The following is a 19,250-nucleotide window of genomic DNA, read 5'->3' on the forward strand; positions in this document are numbered from 1 at the left end:
ACACCGACTATTACTGGGCGGGCCTGGCCTTCCCGTTTTCCGACAACGACTTCGGGGTAGGTTTCTTCCTCGGTCACTTCGGTTTCGGGAACCAGCCCATCTACACGGAGGCGGACCCGACCGGAATCTCCGGTGAGACGTACGGCGTGAACGAGACCGTCGCTGGTCTGTCGTTCGCCCATGCGTTCATCGATCGGTTCTCGGCCGGGATGACGTTGAAGTACATCAGCGATGACCTGGCGACGGGCGCCCTCGGTGGCGCATCGGCGTCGACGTTCGCCCTGGACTTCGGCGTCAACTTCCACAGCGAGCTGGGCAACCGGCCGATCCGCCTGGCGTTCGTCGTCCAGAACCTGGGGGGATCGCTCGCTCACGAGGGTGAGGCGCTGCGGTTCCGGGACGTCAACTTCAGTGATGACGACCCCTCCGTGCCGAATCAGCGTGTCGACCCGCCGGCCGCCCGGCTGGTCACGGATCCGTTCCCGCTGCCGAGGTTGTTCCGGGTCGGCCTGAACTACGACATCATCTCGAACGAGACGACCGGACTGTCTCTGATGTCCGAGTTCATCGAGGCCAACAACACGGGCGCCTCGTTCGGTTTCGCCGGCGAGTTCCGCTGGCGCGGGGAGGATGTCCCGATCGGTGTCGCGCTGCGGGCGTCGTACCAGACGCAGCCGGACAACACGGATTCTCTCGGTGCGACGTACTCGACCGACGAGGGCGTGGACGGATTGGGTCTCGGTGGCGGGCTGTTCTACAAGTTCGCCGACCGGTACAAGGTACAGTTTGACTACGCCTACAAGAACTACGGCGTGCTCGGGAGCGCGGATGCGTTCACGGTCACGTTCGGAGTCGATTGAGCGGAGTCGCGCGACGAATGTCCGTACGCACTCCTCCGGGGAGTTGGGAGCTTAGAGGCATGAGCGCTGCCCTTCGGCAGTGGGTGGCGCCATGCCTCATGGTCACGGCCGCGACCATCGCGTCGTGGACGTGGGCTTCCGCTGTCGTGGTCGTTCCTCAGCAAGCGGACGGCGACAGTCTCGAGGTCACGCTCCTCAGGACGTGGGCTCCGGAGGACCTCACGATGGTCGACGGTCTGGCAAACGTGCCCCTCGCGATGCTGGCGGGAGGAACCACGGGCGCCTACCGGTTCGAGCTATCGGTCTTCGATGCGACGGACACGCAGCTCTATCGGGATAGCTGGGAGAGGCAGCTCAGTACGCAGGCTGCTGCATACGTGGAGTCCGGAACTTCCTATCTTCTTGAGCCCTTCCGGTTCGGGGTGCGGCCCGGCGAGTACGAGGTCGAGGTGAGAGCGTATCCGACGGATGCGCCGGATCTCGGCGAGCGGGTGCGCCTGCCCCTTGTCGCGTACGGTGGGCAACCGACGGCGTCGGACCTGTTCCTGGCGTCGCGGGTCGAGCCCATCACTGAAGGTGCAGGAGGCGGGAGCTGGTCAGTGACCCACGGAGGCTTCGGGATCGCGGCGGCAGCTCGCACATCGGTGCTGCCTGCTGAGCCCGACCTCTACTACTATCTGGAGCTGTACGGAGCGGATGAAGAGACAACCCGGATCAGCATCCACGCCGAGGTCGTGTCGGGTGAACGGGTCGTATACCGGACGCCCGTGAGCGACGTGGAGGTCGGTGTGGGCGGGGTCCCGTTCACGGGACACCTGACCCTGGCCGGTCTTCCGCCGGGCCAGTATCGACTGGCCATGCGGATCGGCGGCGACGGTGAGGGAGAGGTCCGATGGGCCTCCTTCCAGATGTTGAGCCCGGATCATGCGGTAGCCGCTGGCACCGCTTCCGGGAGTTACGAGGCGAAGTACTTCGCCTCCCTCTCGGCCGACGAGTTGGAGCAGACCTTCGGCGGCGTCGCGCTCCTGATCACCAACACGGAGCGAGTCACCTTCGAGGCGCTTCCGCCCGATGCGAAGCGGAGATATCTGACGGAGTTCTTCCAGCGTCAGAATCCGGACCCGGGCGCTCCCGGAAACGCGTTTCTGGATGACTATCTGAACCGGATCGCGACGATTCGGGCCCGATACGATGAGAACGTGGGGACGGAAGAGCGAATGCCCTGGTTCACTGATCGTGGCCGCATCTACTTGAAGTACGGCGAGCCACAGGACCGGGTCGTCAACTATGCACCTTCCGATCTCGGAAGTCCGACCTCCACGCTGGGGGCCGGAGGATACGCGGGGGAGCCCCCGTACGAGATCTGGCAGTATCAGACGACCAGTTTCGTCTATCTGTTCATACAGGATGATCGATTCGATCACTGGCGACTGATCTACAGCTCGGACCCGGAGGTCCAGTCTCTGGCCGACTGGTACCAGCGCTGCGGGCCTTCCGCGCTGAACGATCTGCGGACGAACTTCGGAGTTAACGTAAGGTTCACGGAATAACGGATGCCGGCGGAAACCCGCTGTAAACGGTGTCACATCGAGAGAGAGGGTATCATGAGAGTTGGCTTGGTGCGTAATGTCGGGCTCAGCATTACCGCGCTGGCTGTCCTCGCGCTCACGGCTTGCAACGACGACCCCCTGGACTTCGACGTCAAGGACACGACCGGGATCGAGGCGAATCCGACCCAGATGGTCGTGGCGGCAGGGCGGACGGCGGAGCTCGCGAGCCGCGCGGTCAACCAGGGCGGCGAGCCCACCTTCGACGAAATCGCATGGGCGATCGATCCGACGTGCGGACCCGGCGCGATTACGGTGGAGCCGGATCCCAACGCGCTCGAGATCGATCCGCCGGGCGAGTTCCTGGTGACCGGAGGGGCGACCCTCGGACCGACCTGCATCGTGCTGACCTCAGGGTCGAACACGGCGCAGATCGACGTGACCGTGGTCACGAACGCGATCGCGATCACGGAGCCGACCGAGGGCACGGTGCCCAGCGAGGACGGGGTCATCTACCGCGCAGGCGATTCGGATCAGGTCGTGGCCCAGCTCGTGGACAACGACGGGTCGCCGGTCGGTCCCTATACGCCGGAAGACGCGGTGTTCGAGTCGAGCGACACGGACGTGGCCGCGTTCACGGACGAGGTGGGGAACTTCGAGACGGACGCCAGCGGGACCTCGACGCTCAGCGTCACCTGGGTGGGCCAGGAGGCGAACGGTACCGCCGGCCTCGGCGTCGTGCGGACGGACGAGATCGTGATCGAGGTCGTGGCGAACGTCCCGGCCTCCGCCGAGCTGGACAACGGCGACGACTTCGGAGCGATCGCCGGCGGAGCGGAAGCCGAAGCCGAGGTGCTGGTTCTCGACGATCTGGGCAACCAGAACACCGACGAGAACGAGATCAGCGCCTGCACGGCGGTCTCCGATGCACCCACCATCGCCGCGGCGGCTTGCGAGCTCGTTCCGGGCGCCGAGGGCCAGGTCAACGTGATCGTCACGGTCGAGGGCTTGACTCCGGGTGGTGCGAACATCTCCGGGACGGTGACGACCTCTGAGGGCATCTTCACCTACGGACCGGCCACCGTGTTCGTGCTCGCGCCGAGCGTCACCGGGATCGCTCCGGCGGACGGATACGTGGGATCAGCGATCACGATTTCCGGAACCGGCCTGGCCGCGGCGGGCTTCGACACCGAGGTGCTCGTCGACGGTGGGACGATCAGCGGCGATGTCGCGGCACCGGGATTCGTCGTGTCGGCGGATGAGACGTCGGTCGTGGTTCTGATGCCGGACCTCGGGAACGCGGGTGACGAGTTCGAGGTCGGGGTGTCCGTGGGCGGTGTCGTAGCTCCGGAGACCTTCACGTACACGCAGCTGGCCAATGCCGCGCAGGATGAGCCGGCGAACGACAATCCGGCCACAGCGACCCCGATCACGTTCCCGCTCGACCTCGTGGGCTCCTACGAGGGAGCCGATATCGACGACTTCTACCTGTTCAGTGCTACGGCAGGTCAGACGATCGTGATCGATCTGGATTGGGATGATCACAGTGTGGATCTCGACATCCTGATCGTCGACGAGGGCGTCACGGCGTTCGTGTGCTTCGACGGAGCCACAGGCGCCGCGCCGGAGCAGTCGGTCTGCGAGATCCCGGCGGACGGTAACTACCAGCTGTGGCTGAACAACTACTCGGGCGCCGACCACCCGACGTCGTATCGGGTCCAGGCGGAAGTTCAGTAACCTGATCTAACGGCGCTACGGCGCCTGCGATGTGCACGGGAGTCCCGGTTTCCGGGGCTCCCGTGTCTTTTTTCCGGAAGGTGGAGCGATCGGATCGACGTATGGATGCGACCGGAGCGGCGGGGCAGGCGACCGGGACCCCGGTGGCGATCGGTCTCGGCAGCAACCTCGGAGACCGGCTGGCTCACCTCAGGTACGGGACCGCGCGCCTGCGGCGAATCGTGGATGACCTTCGCTGTTCCAGCGTATTTGACACCGTCGCCCGGCACCTCGAGGAGCAGCCCGACTTCCTGAACGCCTGCTGCGTCGGAAGGACGCGTCTTCGCCCGAGGCAGATCCTGTCGGAACTGCAGGATGCGGAGCGAGCCGCCGGACGTTGGAGACGGGGACCCCGGTACGGTCCCCGGAAGCTGGATCTCGACCTCCTTCTCTACGGGGATGTGATGCTCGAAGGTGAGCTCCTTACGATCCCGCATCCGAGACTGCGGGAGAGGGCGTTCGTGCTCCTTCCACTGGCGGAGATCGCCGGGGACTGGCCGGTTCCTGCGTCGGGAGGGAGCGAGGCGACCACCGTTGCGGAGCTGGCGCATCGGATCGATCCTGCCGGAGTGCGAAGAACCGACCTGGAGCTTTGATGAAGAGACGCTCGATTGGGAATTGCCGGCGATGGCCGTGGCACCCCGTACTGTGGGTCGCTCTGGCGGGCGTCGCCCTGATGTCCTGCTCCGGGGCGGATGGGGCGAGCCGTGAGGGCGGGGGGGGCGAGGCGGCAGCGGGACGGCCCGACACCGCATTGCAGCGTCTCGCGGCCGACCTGCTCCCGTCCGCGGAGCTCCATTCCGGACTTCCGGCGCGCGCCCCGATCCGTCTGGCGAGGCGCTCACGGGACGACCTGGAGGCCTTTCTCACGGCCGAGCTGGCGCGACAGCTACCGCCGGCCCGGATGGAGGCCGTCGTGCGCACCTACGCTCGTCTGGGCCTCGTGCCCGACACGATCGAGCTCGAGCCCCTCCTCACCTCGTTGCTTCTCGAGCAGGTGGTGGGCTACTACGACCCGGCTCGCGACACCCTCTACGTGGTCGACCGGGCCGATGCGACCGAAGTGGAGCCGATCCTCGTGCACGAGATCGTCCACGCCCTGCAGGACCAGTACGTAGATCTGGATTCCCTCATGCAGGCGAACCTGGACGCGAACGATCGGGGCACGGCCGCTCAATCGGCGCTGGAGGGCCACGCGACGTTCGCCATGCTGGAGTGGCAGCTGGAACAGCTGACCGGGACCCAGGCGGACCTCACGGCTTTGCCCGGGCTGAAGGGGCTGCTGGGAGAGGACCCCCTGGCGGCGGCCGGACTCGGAATGCCGGTGCTCGAGGCAATTCCTACCGTGATCCGCGAGTCCCTGCTGTTCCCGTACCTGGGGGGCGTCGTGTTCGTGCAGGAGTACTGGCGATCGGCCGGACGGGTCCCGCCTCTCGGATCGCACATGCCCGTGTCCACCGAACAGGTGATCCACCCGCAGAAGTTCGCGGAGGGAGCGACCGACGCACCCCTGATCGTCCGATTCGAGCACCCGGCCCCATCCGGTTGGGAGCCCATCTACTCGGATGACCTGGGTGAGCTGGAGACGCGGACCTTCCTCCGGGAGTTTCTCCAGGAGAGGGAGACGGCGGATCGCGCCGCCGCCGGTTGGGGGGGGGACCGGTTCCGCCTGCTGGACGGACCGGACGGCGAGGTGTTCATCTGGAGCACCGTGTGGGATTCGGATCGCGACGCCCTCGAGTTCGAGACGGGCGTCCGCCGGGCCTTCGAGGAACGGTACGAAGGAGATCCCGCGGCCCGGCAGCGTCAGCTTCTCGTCGTGCGTGGATCGGCGGGACGTCACCCGAGCGTCGTCGTGTGGGACTGGCCGGTGGGCGCACCATGGACGGATGAGCTCCAGGCGCTGGGGGGCATCGACGTGGAGGCGTCGCGCGCCCCGGCGGTCGGGGACGAAGACGATTGACGTCGCTACGGGTTTGCGTGCCGGAGCGGCCACGAACGGAATACGAGATTCGACTCGATCCGGGCGGACTCGAGCGGCTCGGGGCGCTGTGCTCCGGGATCGGAGTCCGCCGGTTCGCGGTGATCGCGGACAGTCACGTGGCCGAGCTGTACGGGAAGCCGGCCCTCGCATCGCTGGCCGCGGCGGATCTCCAGGCCGACCTGTTCACCTTTCCCGCCGGCGAGTGGAACAAGTCGGCCGTGGAGTGGGCTCGCCTGTGCGGTGAGCTCCGGATCGAGGGGTACGGTCGGGACTGCGCCGTCGTCGGACTCGGCGGAGGCGTTTCCGGGGATCTCGCGGGGTTCGTGGCCTCCACCTACATGAGAGGGGTCCCGGTCGTCCAGGTGCCGACCACGCTGCTGGCCATGCTGGACAGCGCGGTCGGAGGCAAGACGGGGATCGACTCGGGACAGGTCAAGAACGCGGTCGGGACGTTCCATCATCCCTCGGCCGTCCTGATCGATCCCGAGCTCCTGGGCACCCTTCCGCGATTTCATCGGATCGCAGGTATGTCCGAAGCCGTGAAGGCGGCTGCCATTCGCGATCCAGCCCTGTTCGAGTGGATCGACCGGAACGCGCACAGCCTGCGCGACGGGAGCGTGGTGGAGACCTCGGAGCTCATCCGCCGGAGCGTGCGCATCAAGGCGGACATCGTCCAGGAAGACCCGGAGGAGCGCGGCGTGCGGGCGATCCTCAACTTCGGACACACGTTCGGGCATGCGCTCGAATCGTTGAGCGGCTTCTCGCTGCTCCATGGAGAGGCGGTCGCCGCCGGCCTCAGGATGGAGGCCCGTCTCGGCGAGCGGGTCGGAGTGACGGAGGAGGGAACGGGTGGGCGACTGGACGAAGTCCTCGGCCGCTGCGGCCTGCCCGAGGTGCTCGAACCGGAGCTCGACCTCGACGGGCTCCTGGCGAGGGCGAAGCCGGACAAGAAGGCGCGGGACGGCGAGATCCGGTGGGTCCTTCTCGAGCGAATCGGCCAGCCCGCGACCGACCCGGACGGCGGTTTCACGCACTCCATTCCGGAGACGGCGTGCCGCACCGCGCTGAGCGCGGCTTTACGGGAAGCCTGCGAGGCCGCAGATTCTCCCCGGTAAGAAGCACAAGGAGCCTGTTCTGAACCGCACATCAAACCCCGCTCGACCGGTGCACCGGTGGGTCCCGTGGAGGTGAGACCCGCCATGTCGGTCGTCTCTTCGGCCTTCCATGCACAGCGGGAGGCACGCCCCGACGAGAACTTCCTGCGTTTCCGGGGACGTTCCTGGACGTGGGCGGAGGTTGCGTCCCAGTCGCACGCGCTCGCCTGCTCGTTCCAGGACCTGGGGATCGAGAAGGGAGACCGGGTGGCGATCACGATGCCGAACTGGCCCGAGTTCGTCATCGCCGCGCTCGCGGCCGCGGAGGTGGGGGCGGTCGTGGTTCCCCTCAATCCTCTCTATTCCGCGCGCGACCTCCAGTTCGTGCTCCGGAACACCGAGGCCGCCCTTGTGGTCACCGCCGAACGGTACGCGGGGGTGGAGTACCTGGAGATGTTCGAGGCGCTCTTCTCGGAACTCCCGGGTCTGCAGTACCTGGTCACGGTGGGCGAGGAGGATCTGTGGTATGACGACCGGATCTTCCAGTTCGAGGACCTCGTCTCCGCGGGCCGCGGGTACGAGCTGATCCCCAGCGAGATCGATCCATCGGATCCCTTCGCGATCCTGTTCACGGCCGGGGCGTCGACCAAGTTCAAGGGGGTCGTGCAGTCGAACGAGGCCATCCTGAGAACCGCGGCCGCGAGCGCCGCAGGGCTCGGCATGACGGAGGACGACACGACCCTGTGCACGGTCCCCCTGTTCAACATCTTCGGTCTGGGCGTCGCGCTGCTGACTTCGATCGTGACCGGATCGGGCCTCGTGCTGCAGGAGAGCTTCGACGCGCTCGACGCGCTCGAGCTGATCGAGTCCGAATCGCCGACGGTCCTGCACGGCGTCCCCACGATGTTCGTGATGCTGCTTCGGGAAGGGCGCCTCGAGGAGCTCGAGGGTCGGTCGCTCCGTACCGGAATGATCGCGGGAGCGCCCGTGTCGCCCGAGCTGGCGGACGAGATCCGGGCGCGTCTGGTTCCGGAGATCGAGATCGCGTACGGCCTGACGGAGACCGGTCCCACGGTGACGATGACCTCTGCGGAGGATGAGGGAGACCGGCGGTCGACCACCGTGGGGCGCCCGCTTCCCGGAGTGGAGGTTCAGATCCTCGATGAGTCCGAGAAGCCGGTCCCCGCGGGTGCCGAGGGAGAGGTGGCGGTTCGGGGGTTCAACCTCATGTCGGGGTACTTTCGACAACCGTCGGCCACCCGCGCCGCGATGACGGCGGATGGGTTCCTGAAGACGGGTGACCTTGGAACTCTGGACGAAGACCGTTATCTTCGTATCGAGGGTCGCAAGCGCGACCTGATCATTCGCGGGGGATACAGTGTCCATCCGCGAGAAGTAGAAGACCACCTCCGATCTCTTCCCGCGGTCGCCGATGCGGCCGTCGTCGGTATTCCGAACGAGGTGCTGGGAGAGTTGGTATGTGCCTGCGTCGTCCTCATCGAGGGCGCGCTGGTCACCGAGGAGGAGATCCGCGAGATGTGCCGGCCGGCGCTCGCGGAGTACAAGCTGCCGGACCTGGTGCACTTCGTGGAGGAACTGCCACGGGCCACGACCGACAGCTCACGGCGCGCCGAGATCGCACGCCGCATGCGGCTCGAGATCGCGGCCCGCCGTGGAGAACAGGCCGACTGAGTTGGAGAGACTCTTTGCACCATCCCCCTCGGGAGAGACCCGGGGGCGAGGTCGAAGGGCCTCTCGCCCGCCCGGAGAGGCGGGTTCTGCAAAGATTCACTGAGCAGTAGAAGAGAGGACATGAACGACCCTTATCTGCGCGCGCCGCACAGACCGGCCGCGTCCGCCGACGCGCATTCACCGCACGCGGCCCTCCTGATCGACTTCGACAACGTCACCATGGGCATTCGCTCCAATCTGGGGCAGGAGCTGCGTAAGCTCCTCGACTCGGACATCATCCGGGGCAAGGTGTCCGTGCAGAGGGCCTATGCGGACTGGAGGCGCTACCCGCAGTACATCGCGTCCCTGTCCGAGGCATCGATCGACCTGATCTTCGCCCCGGCCTACGGATCCACCAAGAAGAACGCCACGGATATCCGGCTGGCGATCGATGCCCTCGAGATCGTGTTCATCCGTCCCGAGATCGGGACCTTCATCCTCCTGTCGGGGGACTCGGACTTCTCGAGCCTCGTTCTCAAGCTCAAGGAGTACGGGAAGTACGTGATCGGGGTCGGGATCCAGGAGTCGAGCTCCGACCTGCTCGTCCAGAACTGCGACGAGTACTACAGCTACAACAGCCTGTCGGGGCTGACGTCGGCCTCCGAGATGGCGAACATCGAGAAGCACGATCCGTGGCAGCTGGCGGCGAAGGCCATCCGCCGAATGACGGATCGCGGCGACGTCATGCGTTCCGATCGCTTCAAGCAGGTGATGCTCGAGCTCGACCCCAGCTTCAACGAGAAGTCGATCGGATTCAGCAAGTTCAATCGATTCCTCACCGAGTCGGCCTCGCGGGGGATCCTCGACCTCAAGAAGGCCTCGAACGGACAGTACGAGGTGGCCCCCGGCGCGCGGATCGGTCAGTTCACCAACGGAGGCGGGGCCGGGGCCAGCCCGGATTCAAACGCTGCGCCCGTGCAGCAGGACAAGGAGTCCGATTCGGGTCGAAGCCGGCGACGTTCCCGTGACGACCGGGGCCGAGGTTCCGGTGGCCGTGGGCGGGACCGGCAGGAGCGATCGGAAGGCTCGAGTCGGGCGAGCTCGCAGGGGGAGGCCCCTCCTGCCGTCGACGAGGACAGGCTTCGCGCCGCGTATGACCTTCTCCAGTCCGTCGTGGCGGATCGGGCCGGCGACGAGGGCTCCGTGCGCGATTCCGAGGTCAAGAGACAGATGGTCGAGCGGGACGCCGACTTCGACGAGGCGGCCCTCGGGTTCAGGAAGTTCTCCCGCTTTCTTCGCCAGGCACACGATGAAGAGGTGATCAACCTCGAGCGAACGCCTCAGGGGAACTACACGGTCGCGCTCGTGGAGGGCGCCGCGCCGCCTCCCCCCGAGAAGGAGAAGGGTGGCGGGGGCGCGGGGCGATCGTCGGAGGAGCGCAGGAGCGGTCGCGGGCGCCGGGATCGGAAGTCGTCGAGCCGGCGCAGCCGGGAGTCGGAGCCGCGAGCCGAACGGACCTCGGATTCCAGCGATGACGCTCCGGACGAGGATGTGACCGGAACGGCGGACGCCGGCCACGCAGGAGCGGCCGACGACTCTCCGGCACTGGAGGCGGCTGCGGAGAGCGCTCCGGCCGGCCCGTCCCGGAGCCCTCTCGCCGGTCGCAAGCGCCGCGCGGCCCCATCGCGTCCTGCGGCCACCGTGGTGCCCGGTCCGGTCGATTCCGAAGAGGCGGGTGAGAGCCCTCCCGCGGAGACGACCGAGCCGAAGTCCGCGCCTCCGAAGCCGTCGACACGGACCATGGGTCGGTTTCGCCGTGGATCGCGGGGGCCGAGCGGGCCGGCGGTGCCGGCCGCCGAGACCGGCAAGGCCAGCGAGGGATCGGGCGCCGGCGATTCGGACGGAGGGGAGTCCCGAGCGGACGGACCGGATGCGTCGGATCTCGTCCAGCGAATGGCCCGCGGCTACCAGGGCGTCGGACGCCGAACGGCCGAGCGCCTGGTGGACGAGTTCGGAGACCGGGTGCTCGAGGTCATCGACCACGAGCCCGAGAAGATCGAGGACGTGCTTCCGAGGGGGCGTGCCCAGGCCGTGATCGAGGGTCGGAAGGCCGAGCTGAAAGAGGACGCCGGGTAGGCCCGTCGATGACGGATCCGTCGACGTGACGGAGGCTCCGCAAGGTGGAGAAAGGGCGCTTCGAGCGCCCTTTTTCGCACGCCCGGCGAGCGTCGTGGCCCCGGAGCTGCTCGGGGCCCTGCTCGTATCGGAGATCGAAGGCAGGCGGACTTCAGGCCGCATCGTGGAAACGGAGGCGTACGAGGGTCCCGAGGATCCCGCCTCGCATGCCGCGGCGCGCATCGGCCGGACGCGCCGGAACGCCGCTCTGTACGGCCCTCCAGGCACCGCGTACGTGCACCTGAACTACGGGGTGCACTGGTGCTTCAACGTCGTCACGGGCCAACTGGGTCAGCCGCACGGCGTGTTGATTCGGGCGCTCGAGCCCATGGAGGGCCGGGAAACCATGCGGGAGAGACGTGGCAGGGATGACCTCACCAACGGTCCGGGCCGCCTGGCCCGCGCGCTCGCCATCGGCCCCGACCTCCAGGGCCACGTCCTGAGTGGGCCCCCGGTGTGGATCGAAGCCGGTCCGGCCGTGCCGGCGGCCGCGCTTGTCCGGACCACGCGCGCGGGCATCTCCAGGGGAACCGATCTACGGTGGAGGTTCTACGACGCGCGAAGCGACTGGGTGTCACGGCGGTGACGGCGGTTCGGCGCGGCGACGTTTGACGAAACCGACCGGGCGACGTTTCTTGGAGCGGTTCCCCATCTCGGGCCACGGGAGGTTGCGATAGAATTCGGCGCCCTGTCTCTGCTGCCGCCGCTGCTCGCCATCGGCCTCGCCATCTACACGCGCCAGGTCTACCTGTCTCTCGCGGCCGGGATATGGATCGGCTGGACCCTTCTCCTCGGCTGGAACCCGATCTCCGGTCTCGCCGGGGCGGTCGATGCGACGGTCACCACGGTCACGGACCCGGGCAACGCCCGGGTGATCATGTTCACGTTCGCGATCGGGGCCCTCATCGCCCTGGTGGAGGCGAACGGCGGCGTGCGCGGGTTCGTCCGCTGGGTCGAGGAGCGGCGGTGGGTGGACGATGGCCGGAAGGCGCAGGTGCTCGCCTGGGTCCTGGGCCTGATCATCTTCATCGAGTCCAACATCACCGTGCTCGTGGCCGGGTCGATCAGCCGCCCCCTGTTCGACCGCTACCGGGTCTCGCGCGAGAAGCTGGCTTACCTCATCGATTCCACTTCGGCCCCGGTCTGCATCCTGATCCCGTTCAACGCCTGGGGAGCGTACATCCTCGGCGTTCTCGCCAGTCTCGGGGTGGCCGAGCCGGTGGGGGTGCTCGTCGCGTCGATCCCGCTCAACTTCTACGCCCTGGCCGCGGCCACCGTCGCCGGCGTCGCCGCGTTCCGCCAGTGGGACATCGGTCCCATGAAGGCTGCACAGCGTCGCACCGCGGAGGGGATGCTGCACTGGGAGCACTCCGTGGCCCTCGCCGATCCCGAGGACATGGCGCCGCCGCCGCGGGAGGGGATGCCGCTCCGGCCGGTGAACATGGTCGTTCCGATCGTCGTGATGGTGCTGATGATGCCGGTGTCGATGTACGTGACCGGCGATGGGGACCTGATGGCCGGTTCGGGTTCCACCTCGGTGCTGTGGGCCGTCCTGACGGCGGTGGGCGTGGCCTGGATCCTCTCCCTCTCGCAGCGGCTGCTCGACCTCGAGGCGCTGAGCAAGACGAGCCTGCAGGGGGCGGGAGCGCTCACCGGTATGGCCCTCGTGCTCCTGCTCGCCATCACTCTGGCCGGAGTCACGGTGGAGATGGGAACGGGAGCCTACGTGGCCGGTATCGTGGGTGGCCGCGTACCGCTCTTCCTGCTCCTGCCGCTGCTCTTCCTGGTGGCCGGCGGGATCGCGTTCGCCACCGGGAGCAGCTGGGGCACGTTCGGGATCATGCTTCCGATGGCCGTCCCGGTGGCCGAGGCGCTCGGCCTGCCTGCCTCTCCCTTCATCGCGGCCGTGCTGTCGGGTGGCGTGTTCGGAGACCATGCGAGCCCGATCAGCGACACGACGATCGTGTCCTCACTCGCCTCCGCCTCCGACCACATCGAGCACGTGAGAACGCAGATCCCCTACGCGCTCCTGGCCGGCGGGGTGGCGGCGATCGGGTTCGCCCTGACGGGCGCGTGGCTGTCCCTGTAGGTCCGGCGCGTCCCGTGATCTCGCGCGGATTTCCCCGCGGGGGGCGATACCCGACGGGTCGGATTGACCCTCACCGCAGGGGCCGTTAGGTTCACGAAGGGCGGATGTGAGGCGTGTTTTTTGAGCCAACACATGGGTGTGAGAGCCATTGTCTCCCGGCGGACGTCAGGCCCGCTCGCGGGAAGACGGAAAACCGGTAGGGATGGCAAACCGTAGCTGACGGGTCTCACAAAAACCCCCTCATGTCAACCTCAGGGGCGGCCCGCGGGTCGCCCCTTTTCTTTCCCGGAAAGGACCACGACATGCCGATCGCCCGCGTCACCCGGCGGGTGCACTTCTCCGCCGGACACAGACTCCACAATCCCCGTTTGTCCGACGAAGAGAATCGGGAAACGTACGGCCTGTGCAACAACCCGGCCGGCCACGGTCACAACTACGACCTCGAGGTGACGGTCGAGGGACCCGTCGATCCGGAGACCGGCTACGTCATGGACCTGAAACGGCTCAAGAACCTGCTCGAGCGGGAGGTGCTCGGAGACGTGGACCACGCCAACCTCAACGTGGATGTCGAGTGGATGGCGGGCGTGATTCCGACGACGGAGAACCTCGCGGTGGCCATCTGGCGGAGGCTGGAGGCCGGCCTTCCGGGGGTCCGGCTTCTCTCGGTGCGACTGTGGGAGACGGACCGGAACTCGGTGGAATACCGGGGCGAGTGAGAAGAGGAGACAGACAGATGACGGATTCAGGGGACCCCTCCGCAGGCCTCGATCTGAGCCAGGTTCCGTACGCCGAGCTGGTGCGCGAGCAGCTTCGACGTCTCGGGGAGGATCCGGATCGTCCGAGCCTTCGCGGCACGCCCGAACGCGTGGCCAAGGCCATGATGTGGCTGACCCGCGGCTATCGCTCCACGGTCGAGGACGCGCTCGGCAACGGGGTGTTCTCGGAGCAGCACGACAACATGGTGATGGTCAAGGACATCGAGCTGTACTCCCTGTGCGAGCATCACATGTTGCCGTTCTTCGGCAAGGTTCACGTGGCGTACATACCGGACGGCCGACTGCTCGGGCTGAGCAAGGTACCACGGCTGGTGGACGTGTTCGCGCGCCGGCTGCAGGTGCAGGAGAGGCTCACGGACCAGATCGCCGATGCCATCCAGGAGGCGGCCCACCCGGCGGGTGTCGGCGTGGTCGTCGAGGCCTACCACCTGTGCATGATGATGCGCGGCGTCGAGAAGCAGAACAGCAAGACGATCACGAGCGCGGTACGGGGCCGCTTCCGCTCGGACAACCGGACCCGGGAGGAATTCCTCCGCCTGGTGACGGCGCCGCAGTTCATCTCCTGAGTCACGGGACCGATGCGGCTGGAGCTGTCCGAGATCATCGCCTGTCCGACGTGTGGACCGCCCCACGTCATGGTGGCCGTCGTGGGGGAGGCGAGCGGCCCCCGGGTACGACGCGGATTCCTCGGGTGCCCGGCCTGTCAGTCGCGATTCCCGATCGAAGACGGTGTGCTCCACCTTTCGAGCCCGGGGGACCCCTCGGCCCGGGAGGAAACGACCGACCGGATCCACCGGACCGGCCCGGCGATGGGTGCTTCTCCGGCCGCCTCTGCGGAGGAGGCGATCCTCGTGGCGGCTGTCCTCGGTCTGGGTGAAGGCCGCGAATGCGTGCTGCTCGGTCCCGGACTCGCTCCGATCGCTGCCGAGGTCGCGTCGATCGCGGCCAATTGGGAAGTCCTGTCCCTGGTCACCGACGCCTGGCCTCCGGCCGGTGGTCCCGAGAACCTGAGTCGCGTGGTGGTGAGCGGGGCCGGGCACGTTCCGGTTCTGAGCGGGCGATGCGCCGCCGCGGCCATGGCTGGAGATTCAGACGGATCTGCGGACGGACGTGTTCGGGCCTATGCCGCGGCGCTGAGACCGCTGGGGCGGCTGGCCATCGTCCGTCCGGGCCCGGAAGCGGAGCGGGAGACGCGAGAGGCCGGCCTGCGTGTCGTCTCGGCCGATCCACGCGTTCTCCTCGCCGCCGTCGAGGCCTGATCGGGTGCGCGCGTTCGTTGCCACGGTTTCGCGGCGTGTCTAGTTTTGCCGGTGCTCGTGCTTCGAGCTGAGCTCCACGAATTCGAACGGAATGGACCCGATGCGGCTTCAGACCCGAGCGTTCGCGATGGCGTCCGGTGCGCTCATCAGCGCGGCGGTGTTCGCGTCCACGCTCCTGGTGCTGGCAGTCTTCGGAGGCGGCGTGGATCCCGGCCTCCTGGCGGGGGTGCTGTTCGGATACTCCATCACCGTCCATGGAGCCTTCATCGGCGCCATGTGGGGGTACGCGTGGGGCTTCCTGCTCGGCGCCATCTTCGCCTTCGCTTATAACATCGCCGTGATTCCTCCCGCGCCTCCCGTTCTGGATTGGGATGGGGCGGAGCCGGGGGAGGAGGGCTGATCATGCCCTGGTGGAGCTTTCTGACCGGGGCTACCGGCAAGGAAGAGAACCGTCCCGACTACTATCGGGAGGGACTCGAGCTGGCGGCCGAGGAGCGGTATCACGAAGCCCTCACATCGCTGCGTCTGGCGCTCCGGGAGCATCCCGGAGACGTGGCGACGCTCGAGCAGATGGCGATCGTCTACACCCGCATGGGGATGACGGACGAGGCCATCAAGATGTATCAGCGCGCGCTGGAGAAGGACCCGAGCAGCGCCGGTGCGCACTACGGGATCGCCTTCCTGTACCTGAACCGCGGACGTGAAACGGAAGCGGCGGTCCATCTCGACGCCTTCCTGCGGTCGGGTGCCGACATTCCCGGCTCCGAGAAGCACGTGAGCCATGCGAGGGAAACACTCGAGCGCCTGCGGGAGGAAGATGCCGGGGAGGCGCCGCCCGATGCCGGCTGACCCCGGGGCGCCGATTCGGCAGGCCGGACGTTCCCACGATTTCGGAAGCGGCACCCTGGTCGACGTCTTCACGCGCGGCCTCGCGCTGAATCCGGACCGCAAGGCGCTCACCGCGCGGACGGAAGACGGCCGGTGGCACCCGCTGACTGCACGCGAGGTCGCGGATCGTGTCGAGAGTCTCTCCCGGGCGCTGCTGGCCGGAGATCTCGAGAGAGGCGATCACGTCGCCATCCTCTCCAACACGCGGCTCGAGTGGGCCCTCGTCGACTGGGCGTGCATCATGTCCGGCCTCGTCGTGGTGACGATCTATCCCACGCTGCCGCCGGACCAGGTGCTGTACATCCTCAGAGACTCGGGCGCCCGGGCGATCTTCGTGGAAGACGGGGATCAACTCGCCAAGGTGCTGCAGGTCCACGACCGGCTGGAGCATCTCTCCGAGGTCTGCGTGTTCGACCCGCCAGACGAGCATGCCGCCACGGATCACGCCGGGATCCGGGTGCGGTCGCTCGACCGCATGCTCCGCGACGGACGAGGCGCCGGGAGGGAGGGCGACTGGATCGAGGCGGCACGCCAGGCGCGTCCCGAGGACACGGCCACGCTGATCTACACGTCGGGGACCACGGCGGAGCCGAAGGGCGTGATGCTCAGCCACCGGAACCTGTATTCGAACACGGTGGCGTGTTCGATGGTGCTTCCGATCAGCGAGACGGATCGCTCTCTGAGCTGGCTTCCCCTGTCGCACGCGTTCGAGAGGACGGCGGGGCATTTCCTGATGTGGTTCACGGGGGCCGAGATCGCGTACGCCGAGTCGGTCACCACGGTCGCGCGGGACATGGTCGAAGCGAGGCCGACCTTCGTGATCGGGGTGCCGCGGCTGTACGAGAAGTTCTACGACGCGGTCGTCGAGTCCGTCCAGGCCGGTGGAGCCCTGAAGCAGTGGATCTTCCGCCTCGCCAAGTGGGTCGGCGACCGCCGCTCGGAGCGCCTGCTGGTCGGAAGACCGGTGGAGCGCTGGCTGGAGGCCGCGTACGGCCTCGCCCATCGCCTGGTGTTTCAGAAGCTTCATGCGCGGACGGGCGGGCGGGTCCGGTACTTCGTCAGCGGGGCCGCACCCCTGTCGGCGAACATCGCCCGGTTCTTCTACTCCGGAGGTCTGGTGGTGCTGGAGGGATACGGCCTCACGGAGACGTCCCCCGTCACGAACGTGAATCCACCGGGCGCGATTCGTTTCGGGACCGTGGGACCGCCGATCGCCGGCACCGAGATCCGGATCGCGGACGATGGTGAGATCCTCATCCGCGGTCCGCAGGTCATGAAGGGCTACTTCCGGCATCCGGAGGTCACCGCCGATGTGATCAGCGAGGATGGCTGGTTCCGTACCGGTGACATCGGCGAGCTCGATGCGGACGGATACCTCAAGATCACGGACCGGAAGAAGAACCTCCTGGTCACCGCGGCCGGCAAGAACATCGCCCCGCAGCCGATCGAGGAGCAGATCCTCCGGTCTCCCTTCGTCGAACAGGCGGTTCTTCTCGGCGATCGCAGGAAGTTCCCTCTCGCCCTCGTCGTTCCCAGCTTCCAGGCCTACAAGTCGGCCTTTCCCGGCCGTCCGCTCTCGGATGCGGATCGGGAAGCCCTGTCGGACCGGGAAGAGCTGCAGCGGCTGATGGACGACGAGGTGTTCGGCCGCGTGGCGGGCTGCGCCCGATACGAGCGTCCGAAGCGCGTGCTCATCGTGGGCCATCCGTTCACGGTCGAAGGGGGAGAGCTCACGCCGACGCTGAAGGTGAAGCGCCGGGTGATCGAGGAGCGGTACGCGGATCGCATCGAGGAGGTGTACCGAAGGGTCGAGGCGGAGGAGGAGCCCTGTGCCTGAGCCCGGAGTCCGGATCATCTTCGTCACCGGCCCGGAAGCCGGGAGCCTCGAGACCATGGGCCGATCGCTGGTGGAAGAGCGCCTCGCCGCCTGCGTGAACGTGATCCCCGGTATCTCGTCCGTGTACCGCTGGCAGGGCGACGTGCAGACCGATTCCGAGGCCATCGCCATGATCAAAACGACGGACGACCGGGTGGAGGCGCTGCGAGAGCGGGTCGTCGATCTGCATCCGTACGACGTGCCGGAGTTCCTGGCCGTGCACGTGACCGAGGGCTCTCCGGCGTACCTGAACTGGGTCCGCGATTCGGTGCGAACGGAGGCGTCCGATGTCGAGGCGTAAGAGGAGAGGCGCCCGGGAGAATCAGGCGCCGGCGTCGGGTGCCGGTCCAGGTTCCGGGCCGGCGGATCCAGGGGAGTCGGACGCGATGGACGAGAAGAGCGATGCGGAGCGGTCGAGCCCGGCAGGGGAGCAGCTAGACCTGACACCCTCTTCCGAAGAGATCGCCGTGCGGGACGACGAGGGGGCGTCAGAGGAGAGCGACCGGACCGAGACCTCCGTGCAGGCGGCCGACACGCCGCCATCCGACGAAGAGCCCCAAGTCGAGGCGGACGACCCGTTCGGCGAGGGCGATCTCGATCGCATCTCGTCGGCCGACCGGGCCGAGATCGAAGCGCTGTACCGACGTGCCCGAGCGGCGGCCGAGGAGGGGCGCCTGGTCGAGGCGGAGAAGGGATATCGGGAGCTGCTCTTCCGTGACCCCGGCCATCTCAAGGCCCGGAACAACCTCGGCTATGTGTACGATGCGCTCGGCGAGCCCGCCCGGGCGCTGGAGGAGTACCAGGCGGCCCTGGCGATCGAGCCCGAGAACGTCCAGCTGCTAAACAACGTCGGCGCGGTGCTCGGCACGCTCGGCCGGTACGCCGAGGCGGAGCAGATCCTGCGTTCCGCCCAGCTTCTCGCCCCGGAGGACCCGGACGTGCACCTGAACCTCGGGCTCGTCTTCTTCCGAAAGGGCCTGTACAACGCCGCCAGGGAGTCGCTTCAGCGCGCGATCACGCTGGACCCGGAGGCCGAGTCCGCCCACTACTACCTCGGAGAGGCCTGCAACCGCCTCGGCCACATCGACATGGCGCTCGAAGCCCTCGAGCGTGCGGTGGAGATACAGCCCGGAAACGGAAGAGCCTGGTACACCATGGGCATCCTGTTCGATCGCAAGCGCGAGCCGGAGAGGGCGTCCGAGGCGTATCGGCGCGCTCGCGAGCTTCTGGACGGGGAGTAGGCGCGGACGGAAGG

At 67.4% G+C, this 19,250-nt stretch carries 18 protein-coding genes; all 18 read left to right on the top strand.

The features are described from left to right. The coding region (locus tag AC36XV_RS01620; protein WP_492201933.1) for a PorV/PorQ family protein at positions 1–860 on the top strand (860 nt) is incomplete at its 5' end. A gap of 59 nt (positions 861–919) precedes the next feature. Further along, positions 920–2,410 (top strand): GWxTD domain-containing protein, encoded by a 1,491-nt coding sequence (locus AC36XV_RS01625; protein ID WP_492201934.1) that lies wholly within the window; start codon positions 920–922, stop codon positions 2,408–2,410. Positions 2,411–2,464: 54 nt separating this feature from the next. After that, a complete protein-coding gene (locus AC36XV_RS01630; protein ID WP_492201935.1) occupies positions 2,465–4,144 on the top strand; it encodes an IPT/TIG domain-containing protein in 1,680 nt (559 codons plus the stop codon). A gap of 101 nt (positions 4,145–4,245) precedes the next feature. Then, entirely contained in the window at positions 4,246–4,779 is a 534-nt protein-coding gene (folK, locus tag AC36XV_RS01635; RefSeq protein WP_492201936.1) for a 2-amino-4-hydroxy-6-hydroxymethyldihydropteridine diphosphokinase, read from the top strand. Next, positions 4,779–6,146 (top strand): hypothetical protein, encoded by a 1,368-nt coding sequence (locus tag AC36XV_RS01640; RefSeq protein WP_492201937.1) that lies wholly within the window; start codon positions 4,779–4,781, stop codon positions 6,144–6,146. Before folK ends, AC36XV_RS01640 begins: the two co-directional genes overlap by 1 nt. Further along, on the top strand, positions 6,143–7,282 hold the full coding sequence (gene aroB, locus AC36XV_RS01645) for a 3-dehydroquinate synthase (protein ID WP_492201938.1): 1,140 nt from the start codon (positions 6,143–6,145) through the stop codon (positions 7,280–7,282). Before AC36XV_RS01640 ends, aroB begins: the two co-directional genes overlap by 4 nt. Positions 7,283–7,366: 84 nt before the next feature. Further along, complete coding sequence (locus AC36XV_RS01650; RefSeq protein WP_492201939.1) at positions 7,367–8,953, top strand: class I adenylate-forming enzyme family protein; 1,587 nt, start codon at positions 7,367–7,369, stop codon at positions 8,951–8,953. Between the two features lie 120 nt (positions 8,954–9,073). Then, positions 9,074–11,068 carry an NYN domain-containing protein gene (locus tag AC36XV_RS01655; protein ID WP_492201940.1) on the top strand — a complete coding sequence of 665 codons (1,995 nt, stop codon included), beginning with the start codon at positions 9,074–9,076 and terminating at the stop codon, positions 11,066–11,068. Between the two features lie 25 nt (positions 11,069–11,093). Next, on the top strand, positions 11,094–11,693 hold the full coding sequence (locus AC36XV_RS01660) for a DNA-3-methyladenine glycosylase (protein WP_492201941.1): 600 nt from the start codon (positions 11,094–11,096) through the stop codon (positions 11,691–11,693). Positions 11,694–11,984: 291 nt separating this feature from the next. Next, the gene (locus AC36XV_RS01665; RefSeq protein ID WP_492201942.1) at positions 11,985–13,196 is read left to right on the top strand and encodes a Na+/H+ antiporter NhaC family protein; all 1,212 of its coding nucleotides are present in this window, start codon (positions 11,985–11,987) and stop codon (positions 13,194–13,196) included. 302 nt (positions 13,197–13,498) lie between these two features. Beyond that, positions 13,499–13,912: a 6-carboxytetrahydropterin synthase gene (locus tag AC36XV_RS01670; RefSeq protein ID WP_492201943.1), complete on the top strand. Its 414-nt coding sequence runs from the start codon at positions 13,499–13,501 to the stop codon at positions 13,910–13,912. Between the two features lie 17 nt (positions 13,913–13,929). Further along, on the top strand, positions 13,930–14,538 hold the full coding sequence (folE, locus tag AC36XV_RS01675) for a GTP cyclohydrolase I FolE (RefSeq protein WP_492201944.1): 609 nt from the start codon (positions 13,930–13,932) through the stop codon (positions 14,536–14,538). A 12-nt stretch (positions 14,539–14,550) separates the two neighbouring features. Then, positions 14,551–15,231 carry a hypothetical protein gene (locus AC36XV_RS01680; RefSeq protein WP_492201945.1) on the top strand — a complete coding sequence of 227 codons (681 nt, stop codon included), beginning with the start codon at positions 14,551–14,553 and terminating at the stop codon, positions 15,229–15,231. Between the two features lie 100 nt (positions 15,232–15,331). Next, the gene (locus AC36XV_RS01685; RefSeq protein WP_492201946.1) at positions 15,332–15,631 is read left to right on the top strand and encodes a hypothetical protein; all 300 of its coding nucleotides are present in this window, start codon (positions 15,332–15,334) and stop codon (positions 15,629–15,631) included. Between the two features lie 2 nt (positions 15,632–15,633). Beyond that, positions 15,634–16,080, top strand: coding sequence for a tetratricopeptide repeat protein (locus tag AC36XV_RS01690; RefSeq protein WP_492201947.1), 447 nt, complete (start codon positions 15,634–15,636; stop codon positions 16,078–16,080). After that, complete coding sequence (locus AC36XV_RS01695) at positions 16,070–17,956, top strand: AMP-dependent synthetase/ligase (protein WP_492201948.1); 1,887 nt, start codon at positions 16,070–16,072, stop codon at positions 17,954–17,956. Before AC36XV_RS01690 ends, AC36XV_RS01695 begins: the two co-directional genes overlap by 11 nt. After that, positions 17,949–18,296 (top strand): divalent-cation tolerance protein CutA, encoded by a 348-nt coding sequence (gene cutA / locus AC36XV_RS01700; RefSeq protein ID WP_492201949.1) that lies wholly within the window; start codon positions 17,949–17,951, stop codon positions 18,294–18,296. Before AC36XV_RS01695 ends, cutA begins: the two co-directional genes overlap by 8 nt. Before the next feature lie 85 nt (positions 18,297–18,381). Continuing rightward, entirely contained in the window at positions 18,382–19,236 is an 855-nt protein-coding gene (locus tag AC36XV_RS01705) for a tetratricopeptide repeat protein (protein ID WP_492201950.1), read from the top strand. The last annotated feature ends 14 nt before the right edge of the window (positions 19,237–19,250 follow it).

It is taken from the genome of Candidatus Benthicola sp. (genome assembly GCF_058719085.1).

Excerpts from the sequence above, each read along its gene's own strand:
- AC36XV_RS01625 (WP_492201934.1), top strand. The coding sequence starts at position 920 with ATGAGCGCTGCCCTTCGGCAGTGGGTGGCGCCATGCCTCATGGTCACG.
- AC36XV_RS01630 (WP_492201935.1), top strand. The coding sequence starts at position 2,465 with ATGAGAGTTGGCTTGGTGCGTAATGTCGGGCTCAGCATTACCGCGCTG.
- folK (WP_492201936.1), top strand. The coding sequence starts at position 4,246 with ATGGATGCGACCGGAGCGGCGGGGCAGGCGACCGGGACCCCGGTGGCG.
- AC36XV_RS01640 (WP_492201937.1), top strand. The coding sequence starts at position 4,779 with ATGAAGAGACGCTCGATTGGGAATTGCCGGCGATGGCCGTGGCACCCC.
- AC36XV_RS01650 (WP_492201939.1), top strand. The coding sequence starts at position 7,367 with ATGTCGGTCGTCTCTTCGGCCTTCCATGCACAGCGGGAGGCACGCCCC.
- AC36XV_RS01655 (WP_492201940.1), top strand. The coding sequence starts at position 9,074 with ATGAACGACCCTTATCTGCGCGCGCCGCACAGACCGGCCGCGTCCGCC.
- AC36XV_RS01665 (WP_492201942.1), top strand. The coding sequence starts at position 11,985 with ATGTTCACGTTCGCGATCGGGGCCCTCATCGCCCTGGTGGAGGCGAAC.
- AC36XV_RS01670 (WP_492201943.1), top strand. The coding sequence starts at position 13,499 with ATGCCGATCGCCCGCGTCACCCGGCGGGTGCACTTCTCCGCCGGACAC.
- folE (WP_492201944.1), top strand. The coding sequence starts at position 13,930 with ATGACGGATTCAGGGGACCCCTCCGCAGGCCTCGATCTGAGCCAGGTT.
- AC36XV_RS01680 (WP_492201945.1), top strand. The coding sequence starts at position 14,551 with ATGCGGCTGGAGCTGTCCGAGATCATCGCCTGTCCGACGTGTGGACCG.
- AC36XV_RS01685 (WP_492201946.1), top strand. The coding sequence starts at position 15,332 with ATGCGGCTTCAGACCCGAGCGTTCGCGATGGCGTCCGGTGCGCTCATC.
- AC36XV_RS01690 (WP_492201947.1), top strand. The coding sequence starts at position 15,634 with ATGCCCTGGTGGAGCTTTCTGACCGGGGCTACCGGCAAGGAAGAGAAC.
- AC36XV_RS01695 (WP_492201948.1), top strand. The coding sequence starts at position 16,070 with ATGCCGGCTGACCCCGGGGCGCCGATTCGGCAGGCCGGACGTTCCCAC.
- AC36XV_RS01705 (WP_492201950.1), top strand. The coding sequence starts at position 18,382 with ATGGACGAGAAGAGCGATGCGGAGCGGTCGAGCCCGGCAGGGGAGCAG.